18 protein-coding genes are annotated in these 19,732 nt (G+C 59.1%); 4 read left to right on the forward strand and 14 right to left on the reverse strand.

What is annotated here, in order from left to right; all coding sequences use genetic code 11:
- Positions 1 to 18: 18 nt before the first annotated feature.
- The 10 genes from pcaF to paaA are packed head-to-tail and all read right to left on the reverse strand — an operon-like array spanning position 19 to position 8,191.
- Positions 19 to 1,224, reverse strand: coding sequence for a 3-oxoadipyl-CoA thiolase (gene pcaF / locus B3511_RS10585; RefSeq protein ID WP_286783679.1), 1,206 nt, complete (start codon positions 1,222 to 1,224; stop codon positions 19 to 21).
- Positions 1,224 to 1,646: a hydroxyphenylacetyl-CoA thioesterase PaaI gene (gene paaI, locus B3511_RS10590; RefSeq protein WP_286782261.1), complete on the reverse strand. Its 423-nt coding sequence runs from the start codon at positions 1,644 to 1,646 to the stop codon at positions 1,224 to 1,226. The genes pcaF and paaI overlap by 1 nt, the downstream gene beginning before the upstream one ends.
- A complete protein-coding gene (gene paaH, locus B3511_RS10595; RefSeq protein ID WP_286782263.1) occupies positions 1,636 to 3,063 on the reverse strand; it encodes a 3-hydroxyacyl-CoA dehydrogenase PaaH in 1,428 nt (475 codons plus the stop codon). Before paaH ends, paaI begins: the two co-directional genes overlap by 11 nt.
- A gap of 2 nt (positions 3,064 to 3,065) precedes the next feature.
- Entirely contained in the window at positions 3,066 to 3,851 is a 786-nt protein-coding gene (gene paaG, locus B3511_RS10600) for a 2-(1,2-epoxy-1,2-dihydrophenyl)acetyl-CoA isomerase PaaG (RefSeq protein WP_286782265.1), read from the reverse strand.
- A gap of 2 nt (positions 3,852 to 3,853) precedes the next feature.
- Positions 3,854 to 4,621, reverse strand: a complete 768-nt coding sequence (gene paaF, locus B3511_RS10605; protein WP_286782267.1) for a 2,3-dehydroadipyl-CoA hydratase PaaF — start codon at positions 4,619 to 4,621, stop codon at positions 3,854 to 3,856.
- Positions 4,618 to 5,688, reverse strand: a complete 1,071-nt coding sequence (gene paaE / locus B3511_RS10610; RefSeq protein WP_286782269.1) for a 1,2-phenylacetyl-CoA epoxidase subunit PaaE — start codon at positions 5,686 to 5,688, stop codon at positions 4,618 to 4,620. Before paaE ends, paaF begins: the two co-directional genes overlap by 4 nt.
- A gap of 7 nt (positions 5,689 to 5,695) precedes the next feature.
- Positions 5,696 to 6,193: a 1,2-phenylacetyl-CoA epoxidase subunit PaaD gene (gene paaD / locus B3511_RS10615; RefSeq protein WP_040075424.1), complete on the reverse strand. Its 498-nt coding sequence runs from the start codon at positions 6,191 to 6,193 to the stop codon at positions 5,696 to 5,698.
- A 14-nt stretch (positions 6,194 to 6,207) separates the two neighbouring features.
- Entirely contained in the window at positions 6,208 to 6,954 is a 747-nt protein-coding gene (gene paaC / locus B3511_RS10620; protein ID WP_046885252.1) for a 1,2-phenylacetyl-CoA epoxidase subunit PaaC, read from the reverse strand.
- An 8-nt stretch (positions 6,955 to 6,962) separates the two neighbouring features.
- On the reverse strand, positions 6,963 to 7,250 hold the full coding sequence (gene paaB / locus B3511_RS10625) for a 1,2-phenylacetyl-CoA epoxidase subunit PaaB (RefSeq protein ID WP_040075422.1): 288 nt from the start codon (positions 7,248 to 7,250) through the stop codon (positions 6,963 to 6,965).
- Between the two features lie 11 nt (positions 7,251 to 7,261).
- Positions 7,262 to 8,191, reverse strand: coding sequence for a 1,2-phenylacetyl-CoA epoxidase subunit PaaA (paaA, locus tag B3511_RS10630; protein ID WP_040075421.1), 930 nt, complete (start codon positions 8,189 to 8,191; stop codon positions 7,262 to 7,264).
- 284 nt (positions 8,192 to 8,475) lie between these two features.
- Between paaA and paaZ the strand changes: the two genes are divergently transcribed.
- The 3 genes from paaZ to B3511_RS10645 all read left to right on the forward strand — a co-directional run bounded on the left by paaZ (position 8,476) and on the right by B3511_RS10645 (position 13,839).
- Entirely contained in the window at positions 8,476 to 10,521 is a 2,046-nt protein-coding gene (gene paaZ / locus B3511_RS10635) for a phenylacetic acid degradation bifunctional protein PaaZ (protein WP_286782273.1), read from the forward strand.
- Positions 10,522 to 10,696: 175 nt separating this feature from the next.
- Positions 10,697 to 12,973 (forward strand): primary-amine oxidase, encoded by a 2,277-nt coding sequence (gene tynA, locus B3511_RS10640; protein ID WP_286782274.1) that lies wholly within the window; start codon positions 10,697 to 10,699, stop codon positions 12,971 to 12,973.
- 143 nt (positions 12,974 to 13,116) lie between these two features.
- A complete protein-coding gene (locus B3511_RS10645) occupies positions 13,117 to 13,839 on the forward strand; it encodes a DUF6216 family protein (RefSeq protein ID WP_286782276.1) in 723 nt (240 codons plus the stop codon).
- 31 nt (positions 13,840 to 13,870) lie between these two features.
- On the opposite strand, the gene B3511_RS10650 is transcribed toward B3511_RS10645, so the two are convergent.
- A complete protein-coding gene (locus B3511_RS10650; protein WP_286782278.1) occupies positions 13,871 to 15,370 on the reverse strand; it encodes an aldehyde dehydrogenase family protein in 1,500 nt (499 codons plus the stop codon).
- A gap of 236 nt (positions 15,371 to 15,606) precedes the next feature.
- On the opposite strand from B3511_RS10650, the gene feaR reads away from it, so the two are divergent.
- Positions 15,607 to 16,515 carry a transcriptional regulator FeaR gene (gene feaR / locus B3511_RS10655; protein WP_046885471.1) on the forward strand — a complete coding sequence of 303 codons (909 nt, stop codon included), beginning with the start codon at positions 15,607 to 15,609 and terminating at the stop codon, positions 16,513 to 16,515.
- Here the strand turns inward: feaR and B3511_RS10660 are convergent, their stop codons facing one another.
- From B3511_RS10660 to B3511_RS10670, 3 genes are read right to left on the reverse strand one after another with little or no spacing between them, the layout of a single operon-like run.
- Complete coding sequence (locus B3511_RS10660) at positions 16,516 to 16,836, reverse strand: YdbL family protein (RefSeq protein WP_046885247.1); 321 nt, start codon at positions 16,834 to 16,836, stop codon at positions 16,516 to 16,518. It abuts the gene before it with no gap.
- A gap of 7 nt (positions 16,837 to 16,843) precedes the next feature.
- Positions 16,844 to 17,035, reverse strand: coding sequence for a YnbE family lipoprotein (locus tag B3511_RS10665; RefSeq protein WP_212475786.1), 192 nt, complete (start codon positions 17,033 to 17,035; stop codon positions 16,844 to 16,846).
- On the reverse strand, positions 17,032 to 19,671 hold the full coding sequence (locus B3511_RS10670) for a YdbH family protein (protein ID WP_286782281.1): 2,640 nt from the start codon (positions 19,669 to 19,671) through the stop codon (positions 17,032 to 17,034). The genes B3511_RS10665 and B3511_RS10670 overlap by 4 nt, the downstream gene beginning before the upstream one ends.
- Positions 19,672 to 19,732: the final 61 nt, after the last annotated feature.

The following is a 19,732-nucleotide window of genomic DNA, read 5'->3' on the forward strand; positions in this document are numbered from 1 at the left end:
GCTCACAGTAAGAGTTGATCAAACACGCTCAAGGATCATGGCAATGCCCTGACCCACGCCGATACACATGGTGCAGAGTGCATACCGCCCGTTGCGGCGGTGCAGCTCATGAGTGGCCGCCAGCGCCAGTCTGGCCCCGCTCATCCCCAGCGGATGGCCTAACGCAATCGCCCCGCCGTTCGGGTTGACGTGGGCGGCATCATCCGCCAGACCCAGTTCACGCAGAACGCCCAGCGCCTGCGCGGCAAACGCCTCGTTTAGCTCAATCACGTCCATATCGTTGATGCTTAAACCGGCACGCTCCAGAACTTTGCGGGTGGCTGGCACCGGGCCAAGCCCCATCAGACGCGGCTCAACACCGGCGGTGGCCATCGCCACAATGCGCGCGCGCGGGGTTAAGCCCTGGCTGGCCGCCATGTCGGCGCTGGCGACGATCAGCGCCGCGGCGCCATCGTTCACCCCGGACGCGTTCCCGGCGGTCACCACCCCATCAGCACGGAAAGGGGCTTTCAGGCCAGCCAGCATCGCAGGCGTGGTGTCCGGTCGCAGGTGCTCATCGTGCTGCACTTCGGTCACGGCCCCTTTTTTGCCTTTCAGAACCACCGGCACAATCTCCTGCGCCAGAATGCCGCTGGCCTGCGCCTGGGCGGTGCGTTGTTGGCTGCGGTAGGCAAAGGCGTCTTGATCCTCACGGGAAATATTTAACAATTTGGCTACATTCTCTGCCGTTTCGGGCATGCTGTCAGTACCAAATTGCTGTGCCATGAGCGGGTTCACAAAACGCCAGCCGATGGTGGTATCAAAAATCTCGTTCTGGCGCTGAAAGGCGCTGGTGGCTTTGCCCATCACAAAGGGGGCACGGGACATCGACTCCACTCCCCCGGCGATCATCAGGTCGGCATCCCCGGCACGAATGGCGCGGGCCGCGAAGCCCAGTGCGTCAAGGCCAGATCCGCACAGCCGGTTCAGCGTCGTACCGGAGACGGTCTGGGGCAGCCCGGCCAGCAGCAGCGACATGCGCGCCACGTTGCGGTTATCTTCCCCCGCCTGGTTGGCACAGCCGTAAATCACATCATCAATACATCCGGCATCCAGACCGGGATTACGCGCCAGCAACTCGCGCAGCGGGATGGCCCCCAGATCGTCGGTGCGTACGCCTGATAAGGCGCCAGCGTAGCGGCCAATCGGAGTGCGGATCCCGTCACAAATATAGGCGTCACGCATCATGCTTCTCCTGTGATAGTGCCGCCGATGCGGTGGGATTTCCCACGGAAGAAGGCGACGGTTTTCTGTTGTTGATTAACGATTTCGATGTCGTACACGCCGGTCTGTTTGCCCTGGTGACGAACCTGCGCGGTGGCGGTCAGCCTGTCGCCGGCAAAGGCCGGGCGGATAAACTCGATGGCGCAGCCGGACGCGACCGCCACCAGCCCCTGGCTGTTACAGGCGTAGGCGAAGGCGGTATCGGCCAGGGTAAACAGCTGGCCGCCGTGGCAGCTTTGATGGCCGTTCAGCATTTGTGGCGTGACCTGCATGGTCAGTACGGCATAACCGTCATTCATCTCGATAATGTCGATGCCATACGCCTGGGCGCAGGCGTCTTTTTCATACATGGCTCGGGCGTTACGCCAGGCGTTATGACTCATAGCTACTCTCCAGAAGCGCACGCTGGCGCAGCAGGGAAGATGGGCGATAGCGCTCTTCGCCGTAGTGTCGTTGCAGGTTTTCCAGCAGGATCAGCACCCGTTGCCAGCCGAGTTGTTCACCCCAGGCCAGCGGGCCGCGCGGGTAGTTCACCCCCAGCCGCATCGCGGTATCGATATCCTCTTCCCGGGCCACCCCTTTTTGCAGCGCGTCCAGGGCTTCGTTGATGATCATCGCCAGGGTGCGCCAGATAATCAGCCCCGGATAGTCTGCGACTTGCAGGACGCGCTTGCCCCGCTGTTGCAGGTAATGCACCGCTTTACGCGTCGCCGAAGCCGGGTTGCTGGCGGCGCTGGCGATGACCGCCACGTCCCCTTCAAGACGATCAATCACCACCACCGGGCAGGCATAGCGCGCCGCTAAGGCCTGCGCCGTCTCCCCCTGCGTCTCAATGAGCAGCAGGTCGTCAATTTTAGTGACACCGTCACTTCTCTTTTCACTGTAACCGGCGCTGTCGCCATCGCTTACCGCCTCATACCAGCCCACCGTCGGCTTATCGCTGCGCCAGTTGTAGACGCCCTGTCCGCTCTTCTTGCCAAGACGGCCGCCCAGCACCAGCTCCTGCTGCATCAGCGAGGGGAGAAAACGGCGCTCTTGCCAGAAGGCGTTAAACACGGAACAGGTCACGGCAAAGTTGACGTCCTGGCCGATCATGTCGGTAAGCTCCAGCGGTCCCATGGGGAAGCCCGCCCCTTCACGCAGGGCAGCGTCCAGATCCTGCGGGGCTGCCACCTGCTCCTCCAGCGCACGCCAGGCTTCGGCGTAGTACGGACGCGCCACACGATTGACAATAAAACCCGGGGTAGACTGGCAACGCACCGGCTGTTTACCCCAGCGGATCGCCAGGTCGCACAGCTGCTCAACCACTTCGTTCGAGGTAGCCAACCCGCTTACCACCTCCACCAGCTTCATCACCGGTGCTGGGTTGAAGAAGTGCAGACCCGCCACGCGCTCGGGGTGAAGCACGCCTGCGGCAATGGCGGTAATTGAGATCGAAGAGGTGTTACTGGTCAGCAGGGTCTGCGGCGGGCAGATCTCAGCCAGCTGGGCAAACAGCGCCTTTTTCACTTCCATACGCTCGGACGCCGCTTCAATCACCAGATCGGCGGCGGCCAGCGCCTGAATATCGGTGACCGGCGTCAGTCGGGAGAGCGTCTTTTCGCTCGCTTCGGCGCTGAGCTTGCCGCGGGCCACGCGCGATGCCAGACGACTGCGGATGCCCTCAATGGCGCGGGCAATCGCCCCGGCGTCGATGTCATATACCAGCACCGGGTGGCCCTGACTGGCCGCCACTTCAGCGATCCCGGCCCCCATGATGCCGCTGCCGATGACCGCGACGGTTTGAACAGATAGCGTCATGATTATTTCCCCGTGAAGTGCGGCGCACGTTTGTTGAGAAACGCACTGACCCCTTCGCGATAGTCGGCGCTTCGGCCCGCTATGCGCTGATAATCACGCTCCAGATCGAGCTGAGCATCGAGGGAGTTGCTTTCCGAGGCGTTGATGGCCTGTTTAATTAACCCCAGCCCGAAGGTGGGCTGGGCGGCCAGATGCACCGCCAGTTGCTGTGCGGTATCCACCAGCGCGGCATCGTCCACCACCTGCCAGATCATCCCCCAGGTGTGCGCCTGCTCTGCGCTGAGCTTTTCACCCAGCAGCGCCAGCCCCATCGCCCGCGCCCGGCCCGCGACGCGCGGCAGCAGCCAGGTACCACCGCAGTCCGGCACCAGCCCCAGCTTGCTGAATGCCATGACAAAGTTTGCCGAACGCGCGGCAATCACGATGTCGCAGCCCAGCGCGAGGGTAGCGCCTGCGCCAGCGGCTACGCCGTTCACCGCGCAGATCACCGGTTTTGGCAAGGCCGCCAGACGACGAACCAGCGGGTTGTAAAAACGCTCAACAGACATCCCGAGGTCCGGCGCAGGGCCGTTCGGGTCAACGTTACGGTCGTTCAGATCCTGCCCGGCGCAAAACCCGCGTCCGGCCCCGGTGATCAGCAGGCAGCGGATAGTCTCATCGCGTTCAGCCTGCTTCAGACATTCCGCCAGCTGCTGGTGCATCACATCGTTGAAGCTGTTAAGCCGATCCGGGCGGTTGAGGGTAAGGGTCATCACCCCGTGTTCAACGTGACTAAGAATGAAATCCATGGTTAACGTCCTTTAAATTCGGGGCTGCGTTTCTGCAGGAAGGCGGCGATCCCTTCGCGACGATCTTCGGTGCCGGCCAGCAGCGTAAAGAGCTGACGCTCCTCTGCAAGCCCCGCCTGCAGAGGAACTTCCTGCGACTGGCGCAGCGCCTGTTTCGCCGCCTGCAGTGCCAGCGGCGAGTGGCGGGCCATCTGTGCGGCCTGCTGCAGGGCGTATTCCAGAGTCAGGGCATCCGGGTGAATATCACTCACCAGCCCTGCCGCCAGCGCCTGCCGGGCGGTGATGCTTTCGCCGGTCAGCACCATTTTGCTGGCCAGCGATTTGCCAACGCAGCGGATCAGACGCTGGGTGCCCCCGGCGCCCGGCATAATCCCCAGGGTGATCTCCGGCAGCCCAAAACGGGCGCTTTCACCGGCAATCACCACGTCACAGAGCAGGACCAGTTCGCAGCCAGCTCCCAGCGCGTAACCGTTCACGGCGGCAATCAACGGTTTACTGAAGGTGTTGATACGCGCCCAAAGCTGGGGGCGAACGTCGTTGAGGGTGGCGGGCAGATCTTTTTCCGCCATCTCGTTCAGGTCGGCCCCGGCGGCAAAGAAGCGGGCATCGCCGGTGATGACGCATACCGAAATCGTGTTATCTACGGCGGCGGCTTCCAGCGCCTCCGCCAGCTGGCCGAGCAGCGCATTATTCAGGGCGTTGCGCGCCGCGGGGCGGTTTAGCGTCAGCTGCAATACGTGGCCATGACGGGTCTGGATCAGTTCGCTCATGCCATCCCCTTCGCGTCGAAGTCGACTACCACGTCAGGCGTCAGCGGCAGGGCCTGGCAGCTCAGCACATAGCCTGCGGCCAGTTCGTCCGGCTCCAGGCTGTAGTTGGTGGTCATCTCGACTTTTCCGCGCACCACTTTGCACTTACAGGTGGCGCAGACGCCCCCTTTGCAGGCATACGGCAGGTCAGCACCCTGACGCAGGGCCGCATCAAGAATGCTTTCATCTTCCGCCCCGAGGGTGATTTCCCGGTCGCGGCCATCCTGGCGGACGGTCACTTTCTGTCCCTGCGCCTGTACGCTATAGGCGCGTTTGACCGCCGTACCCGGGGTGTTAAAACGCTCCAGATGGATCGCTTTTTCCGGCATTCCCAGCGCTTTCAGCGCGTTTTCAGCGTCATCCATCATCGCCGTAGGGCCGCAGATAAAGGCCTGATCAAACTGGCTGAAATCAATCAGTCGTTGTGCCAGCGCGTGCAGCTTTTCGCCGTCGATACGCCCGCTCAGCAGCGCGCTGTCCAGCGTCTCCTGGCTGAAGATATGCACCAGTTGCAGGCGCGACGGGTAGCTGTCTTTCAGGTCCGCCAGCGCCTGGCGGAACATCATGCTCTGGCTACTGCGGTTGCCGTAGATCAGCGTGAATTCGCTGTCGGGTTCGGTTTGCAGAGTCGTGGCGATAATCGCCAGCATCGGGGTGATACCGGATCCGGCGGCAATCGCCAGATAGCTCCCCTGCTGTCCCGCCTGCGGCTGATAGCCAAAGTGGCCCTGCGGGACCATCACCTCCAGCGCCATCCCCTGCTTGATCTCCCCCTGGGCATAGCGCGAGAAACGCCCGCCGTCGATGGCCTTCACCGCCACGCTGATCTCCCCCGGATGAACGCTTCGACAGATGGAGTAGCAGCGGCGCAGCTCCTCATCACCGAGGCGAGCCTTCAGGGTCAAATGTTGACCGGGACGGAAGCGATACGCCTCCTGCAGCGTGGGTGGGATAGCGAAGGTGATGGTCACCGCATCGCGGGTTTCGGGCTCCACTTTTGCCACCGTTAAGGAATGAAACGTTGTCATGGCAACCTCAAATACATTTGAAATAGTCGAAGGGTTCACGGCAGCTATCGCAGCGGTAGAGCGCCTTGCAGGCCGTGGATCCAAATTCACTGATAAGGGTGGTCGAGGTGCTGGCGCAACGCGGGCAGGTCACCTCGGCCGCCAGATGGGCGTGGCAACTGTGTCCGGCGGGTGGGCTAATGCCATACTGACGCAGACGCTCGCGGGCATCCGGGGTCATCCAGTCGGTGGTCCAGGCCGGGTCGAGCTGAATGGCGACCTGCACCGGCGCAAAGCCGTGCGCGGTCAGGGTGTCGCGGATCGCGCCGATCAGATGATCCGTTGCCGGACACCCCGAATAGGTGGGGGTGAAGCCGATCGACCAGCCGTCGCCCTGGGCTTCAACGCTGCGCACCATGCCCAGGTCAGTAATGGTTAATACCGGGATCTCCGGGTCCGGGATCTGGCTTAACAGCGACCAGATTTGCGGGACTTCGGCGGGGGCCAGTTCAGCGAAACGTTGCATAGCGTCCTCCTCTGTTACCACTGCTGACCGGGATAGACGCGTTGCAGATATTGCATCTCTGCCAGCATCGGCCCCAGATGTTCGGTATGCAGACCCTGCCTGCCGCCGCTGCGGTAGGCCGCCTCTTCTGGTACCGTAAGGGCTGCATCCTTGAGACCGGTCATGATTTCCGCTTCCCAGGCGTCGCGCAGCGTACGCGGATCGACCGCGATGCCCTCTTCGCTCAGCGCCAGGTCAACGTCGTCGGCCTCAAACAACTCCCCGGTAAAGCGCCACAGTTCGTTGATGGCCTGCTGCATTCTTTCAGCGGAGAGTGCTGTCCCGTTGCCGAGGCGCTCCAGCCAGCCGCGGCTGAAACGCAGGTGGTAGCGCACCTCTTTCAGCGACTTGGCGGCGATCGCGGCCAGCTGCGCATCGCGGCTCTGCACCAGACGGCTATACAGCGCCACGTGCCAGGCATCGATGAAATACTGGCGCGCGATGGTATCGGCAAAGTTACCGTTCGGTTGCTCCACCAGCAGCAGATTGCTGAACTGACGTTCATCTCGCCCGAAGGCCAGCGAATCTTCATCGCCGTCCCCTTCCAGCTCGGCGGCATAGGTTAAGAAGTTGCGCGCCTGCCCCAGCAGATCGAGGCCGATATTGGCCAGCGCCAGGTCGATCTCCAGCTCTGGTGCATGGCCGCACCACGCGCCAAGGCGCTGGGAGAGCACCAGCCCGTTATCACCCAGACGCAGTACATAAGCCGTTAATGTTTTCATCCCTGACCTCACATATGCTCGATGCCATCAGGGATGGTGTAGAAAGTGGGATGGCGATAGACCTTGCTCTCAGCCGGGTCGAAGAACTCGCCGCGTTCTTCCGGCTGGGAGGCGACAATTTCGCTCGCCTTCACCACCCAGATTGAGCAGCCTTCGCTGCGGCGGGTATAGGCATCGCGGGCATTCTCCAGCGCCATGCGTTCATCGGCGGCATGCAGGCTTCCCACGTGACGGTGAGACAACCCCTGTTTGGTGCGGATAAAGACTTCGTATAACGGCCAGTATGTTTTGCTCATTGTGCTACCTCCTACGCGACGTTGCGGACGTGCTGTTTTTCGGCGTGCGCCAGTGCGGCTTCGCGCACCCACGTCCCCTCTTCCCAGGCTTTACGCTTGGCGGCCAGGCGCTCGTGGTTGCACACGCCGCGGCCGTTGATCACGTCGTCAAATTCTTGCCAGTTGATTTCGCCGAAGCGGTAGTGGCCGCTCTCTTCGTCCAGATGCAGATCCGGGTCCGGCACGGTCATGCCCAGCATCTCAACCTGCGGCACGGTGTTGTCGACAAAGCGCTGACGCAGTTCATCGTTACCAAAACGTTTGATTTTCCAGGCCAGACTGCGTGCGCTGTTCGGTGAGTTATCATCGTTGGGCCCAAACATCATCAGCGCTGGCCACCAGAAGCGGTTGATGGCGTCCTGCAACATCTGCCGCTGCGCCTCGCTCCCCTGTGACAGCGCCATGCAGGCTTCAAAGCCCTGACGCTGGTGGAAGCTCTCTTCTTTACAGATTTTCACCATCGCCCGGGCGTAGGGGCCATAAGAGGTTCGGCAGAGCGCTACCTGGTTCACAATGGCCGCCCCGTCCACCAGCCAGCCAATCACCCCGATATCCGCCCAGCTCAGAGTGGGATAGTTAAAGATGGAGGAATATTTCATTTTGCCGTCGAGCATCTTTTGGTAGATGTCTTCCCGGGCGCAGCCCAGCGTTTCTGCCGCACTGTAGAGATAGAGTCCGTGACCCGCCTCGTCCTGCACTTTCGCCAGCAGAATGGCTTTGCGGCGCAGCGTTGGCGCACGGGTGATCCAGTTACCTTCCGGCAACATGCCAACAATCTCAGAGTGCGCGTGCTGGCCAATCTGACGGATCAGCGTTTTACGATAGGCTTCCGGCATCCAGTCTTGCGGCTCAATGGCCGTCTCCTGCGCGATGCGTTGCTCAAAACGTTGTTCTTCTGTCACATCATCACCTTTATGATTCGTGAATCTATCAAGTGACACCAATTAGCGAATCACTTTGTTTTCTAAAAGTTACACAAAGGTTAAATATAACCCCAAGAGTTGTTTGTCTATTTTGTGATGGCGCTCGCAACCCTTTTGTTTAACTCGCGTCACGCCTGGATCGATGCGCAGGACATTCGTCAGACAAGATCACATTGTTAACAAATCATTAAAACATTCCTTGCATTTTATGATTCGCGATCAAACTATCTATAGTGAAATCACGAAACACTTGGAGAGAAGAAATGCAGCAGTTAGCCAGCTTCTTATCCGGCACCTGGCAGTCTGGCCGGGGCCGTGAACGCAGCATTTATCACGCCATTACGGGCGAACCGCTCTGGCAGGTCACCAGCGAAGGGCTGGATATGGCCGCCGCGCGGCGCTACGCCATTGAGAAAGGCGGTGAGTCACTTCATGCGATGACCTTTATCGAGCGCGCCGCGATGATCAAAGCGGTGGCGAAGCATCTGCTAAGCCAGAAAGCGGAGTTCTATGCCCTCTCGGCACAGACCGGGGCAACCAAAGCCGATAGCTGGGTGGATATTGAAGGGGGCATCGGTACCCTTTTCACCTATGCGAGCCTGGGTAACCGCGAGCTGCCGGACGATACTCTGTGGCCGGAAGATGAACTGATACCGCTCTCTAAGGAGGGAGGCTTTGCGGCTCGTCATGTACTGACGTCGAAATCGGGCGTGGCGCTGCATATCAATGCCTTTAACTTCCCCTGCTGGGGGATGCTGGAAAAACTGGCGCCAACCTGGCTTGCCGGAATGCCCGCCATTATCAAACCGGCCACCGCTACCGCTCAGCTCACCCAGGCGATGGTAAAATCCATCGTTGAAAGCGGCCTGGTGCCCGAAGGGGCAATCAGCCTGATATGCGGCGGCGCGGGCGATCTGCTTGACCACCTGGACAGCCAGGACGTGGTGACCTTTACCGGCTCGGCAAGCACCGGCCAGATGCTGCGGGTTCACCCCAACATCGTCGCCAAATCCATCCCCTTCACCATGGAAGCCGACTCGCTAAACTGCTGCGTACTGGGGGAGGACGTTACGCCGGAGCAGCCGGAATTTGCCCTGTTTATTCGCGAAGTGGTGCGTGAAATGACCGCCAAGGCCGGACAAAAATGTACCGCCATTCGCCGTATCATCGTGCCGCAGGCTCAGATCAAGGCGGTGAGCCAGGCGCTGATCGCCCGGCTGGAAAGCGTGGTGGTCGGCGATCCGGCGCAGGAGGGGGTAAAAATGGGGGCGCTGGTCAACGCCGAACAGCGCGCCGACGTGCAGGAGAAGGTTGATGCACTGGTGACGGCAGGCTGTCAGGTGCGCCTCGGCGGCAAAGCCGATCTCAACGCGGCCGGCGCATTCTTCCCGCCGACGCTGCTCTTCTGTCCGCAGCCGGATGAAACCCCGGTGGTGCATGCCACCGAAGCCTTTGGCCCGGTCGCTACTCTGATGCCGTACCAGGATGCTGAACACGCGATGGCCCTTGCCCGGGCGGGTGAAGGGAGCCTGGCGGGCACGCTGGTAACCGCTAATCCGGCGCTGGCGCGGCAGTTTATTGCCGGCGCGGCGCGGGCGCATGGCCGTATTCAGATCCTTAACCAGGAGTCAGCCAAAGAGTCTACCGGCCACGGCTCTCCTCTGCCCCAGCTGGTTCACGGCGGGCCGGGACGTGCCGGGGGCGGCGAGGAGTTGGGCGGCCTGCGCGCGGTGAAACATTATCTGCAGCGTACGGCGATCCAGGGCAGCCCATCAATGCTGGCAGCCATCAGCAAACAGTGGGTACGCGGCGCCAGCGTGCAGGAAGATCGCGTTCATCCGTTCCGCAAATACTTTGAAGAGTTACAGCCAGGGGATAGCCTCCTGACGCCGCGCCGTACCCTGACCGAGACCGACATCGTCAATTTCGCCTGCCTGAGCGGGGATCACTTCTACGCCCACATGGATAAAATCGGTGCTGCCGAGTCGATCTTCGGCGAGCGCGTGGTGCACGGTTACTTTGTCATTTCTGCCGCTGCCGGTCTCTTTGTGGATGCGGGCGTTGGCCCGGTGATTGCCAATTACGGCATGGAAAATCTGCGCTTTATCGAACCGGTCAAACCGGGCGATACCATCCAGGTACGCCTGACCTGTAAACGTAAGACGCTCAAGAAACAGCGTACGGCGGATGAGAAACCGACGGGCGTAGTGGAATGGGCGGTGGAGATCTTCAACCAGCATCAGCAGGCCGTGGCTCTCTACTCCATTCTGACCCTGGTCGCGCGCCAGCACGGGGACATTGACCTCTGACCCTCCTCTTCCGGATAACGCAGCCTGCGTTATCCGGCTTCTGGCACATCTGACAAATAATCTGGCAAACGCAGGCAAACAGTGTCCATGGCGATATTGCTATGTTGGCGATGAGTAAACCGCGCGCAGAACAGCGGTCCCGAGTGCACAACGACACAACAATACGAGGTTAATTATGGGAAGCCCCTCTCTTTTTTCCCCGCGTAAAACGGCAGTCGCTCTGGCCGTCGCGGCCCTTTTACTTGGCCAGGCGCCGGCGATGGCGCATGGCACCGCCGCACACATGGTGCCGATGGACAAAACCCTGGCCGACTTTGGCGCGGATGTGCAATGGGATGACTACGCCCAGATGTTTACCATCAGCAAGGATGGCGCCTTTGTGAAGGTGAAACCCGGCGCGAAACAGGCGATGGTCAACGGCAAGCCGGTGACGCTTCAGGTGCCGATGGTGATGGAAGGCCAGACGGCGATGATCCCTGAAACCTTTATTAACGACGTCTTCCAGTCAGGGCTGGACCAGACTTTTCAGGTGGAAAAGACCCCGCACCCGCTGAACGCCCTCTCGGCCGACGAGATCAAGCAGGCGGTGGAAATTGTTAAAGCCGCGCCGGATTTCAAACCTAACACCCGCTTTACCCAGATTGCGCTGGTTGAGCCTGAAAAAGCCAAAGTATGGGACTTTGTCCTCAATGGCACCGCCGTTGATGCGCCTCGTCAGGCCGCCATCACCATGCTCGACGGGAAACATATCGTCGAAAGCGTGGTGGATCTGCAAGAGAAAAAAGTGGTCAGCTGGGCGGCCATTAAAGATGCGCACGGCATGGTGCTGCTGGATGACTTTATGACCGTACAAAGCATCGTCACCTCCAGCCCGGAGTTTGCGCAAGCGCTGAAAAAGCACGGCGTGGATGACCCGAGCAAGGTGGTGACTACGCCGTTGACGGTCGGTTACTTCGACGGTAAAGACGGCCTCCGGCAGGAAGATCGCCTGCTGAAGGTGGTGAGCTATCTGGATGTCGGTGACGGTAACTACTGGGCCCACCCGATTGAAAACCTGGTGGCCGTGGTCGACCTGGAGCAGAAAAAGATCCAGAAAATTGAAGAGGGTCCGGTGGTGCCAGTACCGTTGACGCCGCGTCCGTATGATGGCCGCGACCGCGTGGCGCCGAGTCTGAAACCGCTGAATATCGTGGAGCCGGAGGGTAAAAACTACACCATTACCGGCGACATGGTGCACTGGCAGAACTGGGATTTCCACCTGCGGCTGGACTCCCGCGTGGGGCCGATTTTGTCGACCATTACCTATAACGACAACGGTAAAAAACGCCAGGTTATGTACCAGGGATCGCTTGGCGGAATGATTGTGCCTTACGGCGACCCGGATGTGGGCTGGTACTTCAAGGCTTATCTGGACTCCGGCGATTACGGCATGGGCACCCTGACCTCCTCGCTGGTGCGCGGTAAAGATGTGCCTTCAAATGCGGTGATGCTCAACGAGACCATTCCGGACTATACCGGGGCACCGATGGAGATCCCCCGCGCTATCGCTATTTTCGAACGCTATGCCGGGCCAGAGTACAAGCACCAGGAGATGGGTAAACCCAACGTCAGCGCCGAGCGGCGGGAGCTGGTGGTGCGCTGGGTCAGTACCGTAGGGAACTACGACTACATCTTTGACTGGATCTTCCACCAAAATGGCACCATCGGAATTGATGCCGGGGCAACCGGTATCGAAGCGGTGAAAGGGGTGCAGGCGAAAACCATGCACGATCCGAGCGCCAAAGATGACACTAAATATGGCACGCTGATCGACCATAATATTGTTGGCACCACCCACCAGCATATCTATAACTTCCGCCTGGATATGGACGTAGATGGCACTAACAACCGCATGGTGGCCATGGATCCTGAGGTGAAGCCAAACACCGCGGGCGGCCCGCGTACCAGCACCATGCAGGTGAATCAGTACACCATTGATACTGAACAGCAAGCGGCACAGAAGTTCGACCCCGGCACCATCCGCCTGCTGAGCAACACCACTAAAGAGAACCGCATGGGTAACCCGGTGTCTTACCAAATAATCCCTTACGCCGGGGGCACCCACCCGGTCGCCACCGGAGCGAATTTCGCGAAGGATGAGTGGATCTACCATCGTCTGAGCTTTATGGATAAGCAGTTGTGGGTGACCCGCTACCATCCTAATGAGATGTACCCGGAAGGTAAATTCCCGAACCGCTCCATTCACGATGAGGGGCTGGGCAAGTACAGTAAAGATAACGAAAACCTGAACGACCAGGATAACGTGGTCTGGATGACCACCGGTACCACCCACGTGGCGCGTGCGGAGGAGTGGCCTATCATGCCAACCGAGTGGGTCCATACCCTGCTCAAACCCTGGAACTTCTTTGACGAAACCCCCACGCTTGGCAAGAAGAAAGACGGGAGTAAATAACCGTGAAGCCGGGCGTGATGCCCGGCTTTTTTTGCCATGGTTAACACGATATGACCACCGCCTCCCGGGACGTAACGCTTCCTAATTCACTATCAGGCTGCTAATAATGTGCCAGTGGATGATGATCGACCGAAGAGGACGCTATGGAAAATAATATTTCTTTCATCGACTTAATTGGCAAGGAGTTCAGCGGATCGCCAATCGGAACGCTGGCTGCATTTATCGCGATTTTTGGCGCCATCGTAGCGCTCATGAAGGTCTGTGCCAGGCGGAACCCCACTTCGGCACATGAAATTTACCAGAAGAATGGAATAAGCCGGTTTCTGTTGTTCCTCTTCGCAATCAATCTCCCTTTAAACAAAACCCCCTCGATATCCAGAACTGAGCTGATTGGATCATGCTTAATCGCCGCTATCTCGCTGAGCGCCTGCGGTTTTATGGGCAACATGCTGTTTAAGGTCGCGAATACGCCAAAAGGCGCGGCATCGCTTTTTTACAAGCCTACCGATGAGAACTTTTATCTCTCCCCGCAGGGCGGTTCAGAGGCTTTTGCAGTCATCCGTAAAGGGCGTTGGTCGATCACCCCGGCCACCTGCCAGGCTCCCGCAGAAATGCCGCTTACCCCCTCCCACGGCCTGGTACAAATGATTTGCGAGACCTTTGTTAATGAGGAATATAAGCAGTATGTGATTAAGGCGGTAAAACAGTTCGAAAAAGACAAGCCGGTTATCTACACCATGGTCACGTTGCTCAGTATGTTGCTGTTCTGGATCGCCGCAAGCCTGCTGCTCTCGCTTATCTATAAAAAGCGACTCCACAACTATGTTAAGAACGAGCACAAGATTGCTGAAAGCTACGTGATGTGAAAAAGCCCTCTGACGAGGGCTTCAGCTAACTTCAATACCGTACACAAACCGATTTGGTTTCACACCAGCCTTCCAGCCAGTCGGGGCCAAAATCACGCCCGGTGCCGGACTGCTTCATGCCACCGAACGGCAGGTTGGCGTCAATCAGGGTATGGCTGTTCACCCAGACGGTACCGGCCTGCAGTCGATCGCTGTACGAAAGCGCATGGCTGATGTTTTGCGTCCAGATGCTGGCGGTCAGGCCATATTCGGTGTCGTTCGCCAGCTTCAGCGCCTCTTCCCCGTCGGCCACCCGCACTAAATTGACGACCGGGCCAAACACCTCTTCCCGCGTCAGGCGCAGGCTGGCATCCGGGTTCACCACCAGCGTTGGCGAGACATAGTAGCCCTTACCGTCCGGCCCACGATTGCCGGTAATCAGCTCCGCGTGCCCGGATTGCGCTTCATCAAGGAAGGTCTGAACCTTGTCGCAATGGGCGCGGGAGACCAGCGGGTTGATATGTGCTTGCGGAGACATGCCCGGCCCGACGCTTAAGGACTTCACCGCCTGCTCAAACCCGCTTACCAGGGTGTCGAACAGCGGCGCTTCGATATAGATACGCGAACTGGCCGCACACACCTGGCCCTGGTTGAGGAAGCTGCCGGTCATTAACCCTTCGATAACCCAGGCCGGATCGGCATCTTTCAGCACGATGGCCGGGTTTTTGCCACCCAGCTCAAGGGTGACGCCCATCAGACGCTCCGCCGCGGCGCGGGCAATTTGCTTGCCGGTTGCGGTAGAGCCGGTAAAGCTTACCTTAGCGATATGGGGATGGCTGGTCAGGGCGGCGCCGCACACTGCCCCGCTGCCCGTGACCACGTTAAACACGCCGTCGGGAATACCCGCTTCGCTTGCCAGCTCGGCCACCCGCAGCATGGTCAGCGGCGTGGTTTCCGAAGGCTTGATCACGATCGAGCAGCCTGCCGCCAGCGCGGGCATCACTTTCCACATACCAATCATTAGCGGGAAGTTCCACGGCACGATGCCCGCCACGACGCCGACGGGCTCTTTGCGTGTCCAGGCCTGGTAACGCGCCCCCTGGGGCATTGGAATAGAGAGGTCGAGGGTCTTGCCGGTAATTTTGGTGGTAAGTCCGGCGGTATAACGCATCCAGTTCAGAGTGCATCCCACTTCAAAGGCGCGGGAGATATTAATGGATTTGCCCTGCTCCAGGGTTTCAAGCTGGGAAAGCGCCTCACTGTGCTGCTCCACCAGATCGGCAAAACGCAGCAGAATGCGTTCACGCTCGGCGGGCAATTTACCCGCCCAGCTACGGCCCACAAAGGCGCGCCACGCGGACATGACCGCGCGATCGACATCCTGGGCGCTGGCGTCGGCGGTGGTGGCAATCACCTCGCCGGTCGCCGGGTTGAACACATCCAGACGATTATCGCTATCGGAGGCAGTCTGCTCTCCCTCGATCCAGAGACCGTGCTGGCGGTCTAAAAATTGCTGCACGCTTTGCAGTACGGCGACCTGAGTATCAGACATACCTTCTCCTTATCTTTCGCAGGGTGTCACAGCAGTCTAAGGTGGCTTTGGCAAATCTGCTTTTATCTCTATGACATTCACTTTGTCACCTGTGACAGGCACCGCAATTCGTGATAATTCCCGCTTATTACACTATTCCCGGTAAGTGTTCTTTCCTATAGTCAGCGCAATGCCCGTGGAATTTGGCAACATAAATGCAACAATGCTTAAACATTAACGGCGTGACGGGAATGAATATGGCGTGCGTAAGCGAACAGGAAAGATTTCAGCACTGGCTGGCGCAAATTAACGCGGTTTGCGGCAGTTTCGCGGCCCGGCCAATGAACGGTGAATTTTTTGGCGAACTGGAATCGACCTGGACCGGTAACCTGAAGCTGAGCACCGTGACCGCCGGTGGCGTGAATCTGTTTCGCACCCGCCAGGAGATTAAGCACAGTAACGACGCCTGGTTCTATACCGTTTTCCAGCTGGAAGGCGTGGCGGGACTGGAACAGGATGACCGTCAGATCACCCTGGCAGCCGGGGATATTAGCTTAATCGACGCCTCGCGCCCCTGCTCGCTTTACTGGCAGGAGAAGTCTCGCCAAATCTCCCTGCTGCTGCCCCGACAGATCCTTGAACAGCACTTCCGTTTTCAGGAGGTGAGCTGCGCACAAAAACTCTCCCATACCCTGCCCACGGTACAATTAAGCCACCGTCTGATGCAGGAGAGCATGAGCAACCCGACGCTTAGCGAGCAAGAGAGCGAAGCGGCGCTGGAGGCGATGGTCTGCTTACTGCGCCCGGTACTACAGCAGCGTGAAAGCACCCTGCCGCGCAAGGAGCGCCAGTTCAAAAGCGTGCTGTCATTGATTGACGATCATATTCAGGCAGAACATCTGCGCCCCGAGTGGATTGCGGCAGAGAGCGGTATGTCAGTACGCAGTCTCTATCGTATGTTTGCCGATAAAGGACTGGTGGTCGCGCAGTACATTAAAAACCGTCGTCTCGATCTCTGCGCGCAAATGCTGCGCGCAACCCGCGATGAAGAGAAGCTGGCGGGCATTGGTTACAGTTGGGGCTTTACCGATCACAGCCATTTTTCTACCGCCTTTAAGCAACGATTTGGCATCTCACCCGGCGAATACCGCAAACGCCACCGTTGATCACTTCTTTAGCCACTTGCCGTTAATGCCTTTGACATACTCACCGGGGCGGGCGCGCTCCACCAGCTTGATGCCGGCCATTTTGGCCACTTCGTCTACCGGAATATTGTTACTGTCCGCCAGTTTTTGATAGCTGTCAGTACGCGCCTGGTTAATTTGCGCCACCAGCGCCAGCGTCTCGCGATCCTGAGCCACGGGCGCCAGGTAGCCGTCCAGCGTCTCCCCTACACGCCCCTGGCTGCGGGCTTCGTTCAACGTGAGCGCCGAGGCCTGCGCGCAGAGTCCCAGCGTAAGCAGAATGATGGCTAAGGATTTCTTCATGACCACCTCAGAATAGATCGCTGCGGGATTTCAGCAGCGCTTCCACGTCTTTATCCACTTTAATGTGAATTTCGTGTTCGATCTTCACGTTCATATTGATGGTGATGGGCTCTTTTGGGGCCGCCACTTCGATACGCGGCGTACAGCCCGTCAGCAGCATAACGACCACGGCGGCGACGCCACCGGCCAGTGTTCTCATTGTTGTTCCTCACATTCCTTGCCCTTCGGGCAGTGGGTTGCTGGTAAGGTGGCGTTCTGTTCAAGCCACGCTTGCAGGTTGTCGCCAAAGCGCAGGCTGCGCCAGAGAGTAAACACATTTTCCTGATGGGTGTAGTTCAGGTTAACGGCATTCGATTTGCCATCCACGCGGCTGATGCCTTTCAACGTTGACGATAGCGTCAGCTCCCCCAGGTTATCTACATTGAGTTTTGTCCACGACTGAGAAATTTCCATGTAGCGCAGCCAGTCAATAGCGACGCCGGCGGCCATGTTGTCTTTTACGATCGCGTCTGCCGTGTTTTTATCGATACGCAGGGTCATTGGCCCGGCGTTAGAGAGCCAGCCATCTTTGATAATCCACTTATCGTTATCCAGCCAGAACGGCAGCGCCCCGCTCACTGGTCCGGAGAGGGTAAACTGCTTCGGATTCACGGCGCTGATCAGCTCGCTGGAGGAGATGTTCTGCACGCGTAATAATGCCGCATCATGCTGGGGCATCCGCAGTTGCTGCATGGTGACCTTGCCCCCCAACAGTTCGACGTTGACGTCGGTCAACAGCAGCGGCGCCTCTTCGCGCCAGGGGTAATCGCCCTGCAGGTCGGCGGTGATGTGGTGCATCGTCACCTGGTTTTTCACCTCCGCGATACGCAGCGTAACCGGGCCGTGGGTGCCCAGCGACCAGACGCCCTCGCTGAAGCGGAATGGCAGGACAAAATCGACGCCGTTGATCTCGTTGTCGGGCATCCAGACGCTGCCGTTTTTTAGCACGCCATGTCCTCCCGCCTCAAAACCTTGATCCGCCGCCGCAGAAAAGGCGACCTGGGCATAGAGCTCCCCATCCCGCAGCTTCATTTTCCAGTCAGGCGGGACCAGGGGCTGAAAGACGTTTAACGACTGCTGCGGCCACCACGCCTGCCCGCGTAGACGTTCGCCATCCCAACGGCCATTCACCTGTACCGGGCCGATAGCCCCGGCGTGCAGCGCTCCTTTAAACTGGAAGAGCGTGGGATCGGTGCCATCGACGCTGAACGTCAAGGTGGAGGGCGGCAGCACGCTGCCGCCGGTAAAGGTCGTCTCTTGTGCATTGAAGGCCAGCGCGCCGCTAAAATGGGGATCGGCAGGGTCTCGCTGCCAGCGCACCGGGCTTTCCAGTACCAGCCGTGGCTTGCTGGCGAGCATAGAGCCGTATTGCAGTTTATCAAAGCCGGTGGAGAGCACGTCCAGCGCAATCACCGTGTCGCGCCATTCGCCCTTACCTGCTACATCCCAGCGCGCCTGCATGGGCAGAAAATTGCCCTCGCCCCAGTAACGCCACTGCCACAGCCCCTTATCCGGCAAAAAGTTGTTCGCCTGGCCGTCAAGATGGAGGGTGAAGTTACCCATCTCATTTTCATGCGCGCGCAAAATGGCCTGTAAACGTCCATCAATGCCATTACCGGTAAGCGTGACCCCGGCCAACGGCCACCGCACTTCATCAATATTCAGCGCGTTGATGAGACGGCCACGCGAACGTAGCAGCGCCCCGGGGGCAAAAGCCAGTTTAGGATCGGCCAGGCTGCCCGTCAGCGTTGCCGGGAGCCCGGCGTAGAAAATGAGATCATCCTGCTTGGCCTCACCGTTAAGATGCAGCGGCATATTGCTGTTATCCATACTTAACGTGCCGGGGCCAAAGCTGAGCACGGCGTTACCCTTTCCGGCATCACCGGAGGTGACCACGTTCATCCGGCCAGAAATAATGGCCTTGTCGATGCCCTGCTGCCAGTTTTCAATTCGCACCCCCAGCCGACCACCAAGCGGAATGCCCGATTGCGTCCAGCTCCAGCGGCCATCGCTGATGGAGAATTGCTCCGGGGTGATCTGCCAGGGAAGATCCAGCAACGGCTCGCCGCTTTCACGGGCAATCATCACCAGTTGGCCTCTGTTATCCTGCCACTCCAGCTCGGCATCGACCGGAGAGTTAACCTGGGGCACCGAGAAGGTGGTCACGGCATGCCCCTGTACCGGCAGGCCGTCCGGTACGAGCGGAAGCGTGAATTCGCCCACCAGCTTCACCGGCTGGGGCGAGTCTGGCAACTGGATCTCAACATCGCTGACGGTAAGATTTTGACCGCGCAGCGTACCACGCAGCTTGATTGATTCACCGTCGTAATGGATTTCCTGCACTTTCGGGGTCAGTGAAGCGGTAATTCTGCCTTGCCACTGCTGCCAGGGCGCCAGGGTCAGGCGATCAATACTCAGCCAGGTGTTGGGCAGTAATGATTGCCACTCCGCAAGGGTCTTCGGGGCGGCTGCGCTCGGCGCGCTTTGCGGAATTTTGCTGAAACAGGCGCTATTAAGCGTGACCGCAGCGGCGTCGAACTTCCAGCGGCTGGGGTGAGAGAGCGTGGCATTTTCGATGCGCGCGATTTCGCAATCTTCTACCAGATAGCGCAGATCGGGGATGACCAGGGCGTGGCGCGTCAGGTGCGGGCTTTTTTCGAAGGCAATGCGGGTCCCCACCGGCAGCCAGATCCCGGCCAAGGTCGGAACCCACTGGGCAAGGGTCATCAGCAGCGTCAATGGCAGCAGTAACAGCAGCAGAAGGAGCGCGATGGCGGCTTTGTATTTACCCTTCATGGGTAGTTAATATCCTGATTTAGCGAAAATATTTGCCGGCAATGCCGGTCATTGTGGCACG

The sequence above is a fragment of the Leclercia sp. UBA1284 genome, from assembly GCF_002308415.1.
Taxonomy (GTDB): Bacteria; Pseudomonadota; Gammaproteobacteria; order Enterobacterales; family Enterobacteriaceae; genus Enterobacter; species Enterobacter pneumoniae.

Coding starts and splice junctions, on each gene's coding strand:
- pcaF (WP_286783679.1), bottom strand. CDS start 1,224: ATGCGTGACGCCTATATTTGTGACGGGATCCGCACTCCGATTGGCCGC.
- paaI (WP_286782261.1), bottom strand. CDS start 1,646: ATGAGTCATAACGCCTGGCGTAACGCCCGAGCCATGTATGAAAAAGAC.
- paaH (WP_286782263.1), bottom strand. CDS start 3,063: ATGACGCTATCTGTTCAAACCGTCGCGGTCATCGGCAGCGGCATCATG.
- paaG (WP_286782265.1), bottom strand. CDS start 3,851: ATGGATTTCATTCTTAGTCACGTTGAACACGGGGTGATGACCCTTACC.
- paaF (WP_286782267.1), bottom strand. CDS start 4,621: ATGAGCGAACTGATCCAGACCCGTCATGGCCACGTATTGCAGCTGACG.
- paaE (WP_286782269.1), bottom strand. CDS start 5,688: ATGACAACGTTTCATTCCTTAACGGTGGCAAAAGTGGAGCCCGAAACC.
- paaD (WP_040075424.1), bottom strand. CDS start 6,193: ATGCAACGTTTCGCTGAACTGGCCCCCGCCGAAGTCCCGCAAATCTGG.
- paaC (WP_046885252.1), bottom strand. CDS start 6,954: ATGAAAACATTAACGGCTTATGTACTGCGTCTGGGTGATAACGGGCTG.
- paaB (WP_040075422.1), bottom strand. CDS start 7,250: ATGAGCAAAACATACTGGCCGTTATACGAAGTCTTTATCCGCACCAAA.
- paaZ (WP_286782273.1), top strand. CDS start 8,476: ATGCAGCAGTTAGCCAGCTTCTTATCCGGCACCTGGCAGTCTGGCCGG.
- tynA (WP_286782274.1), top strand. CDS start 10,697: ATGGGAAGCCCCTCTCTTTTTTCCCCGCGTAAAACGGCAGTCGCTCTG.
- B3511_RS10645 (WP_286782276.1), top strand. CDS start 13,117: ATGGAAAATAATATTTCTTTCATCGACTTAATTGGCAAGGAGTTCAGC.
- B3511_RS10650 (WP_286782278.1), bottom strand. CDS start 15,370: ATGTCTGATACTCAGGTCGCCGTACTGCAAAGCGTGCAGCAATTTTTA.
- feaR (WP_046885471.1), top strand. CDS start 15,607: ATGGCGTGCGTAAGCGAACAGGAAAGATTTCAGCACTGGCTGGCGCAA.
- B3511_RS10660 (WP_046885247.1), bottom strand. CDS start 16,836: ATGAAGAAATCCTTAGCCATCATTCTGCTTACGCTGGGACTCTGCGCG.
- B3511_RS10665 (WP_212475786.1), bottom strand. CDS start 17,035: ATGAGAACACTGGCCGGTGGCGTCGCCGCCGTGGTCGTTATGCTGCTG.
- B3511_RS10670 (WP_286782281.1), bottom strand. CDS start 19,671: ATGAAGGGTAAATACAAAGCCGCCATCGCGCTCCTTCTGCTGCTGTTA.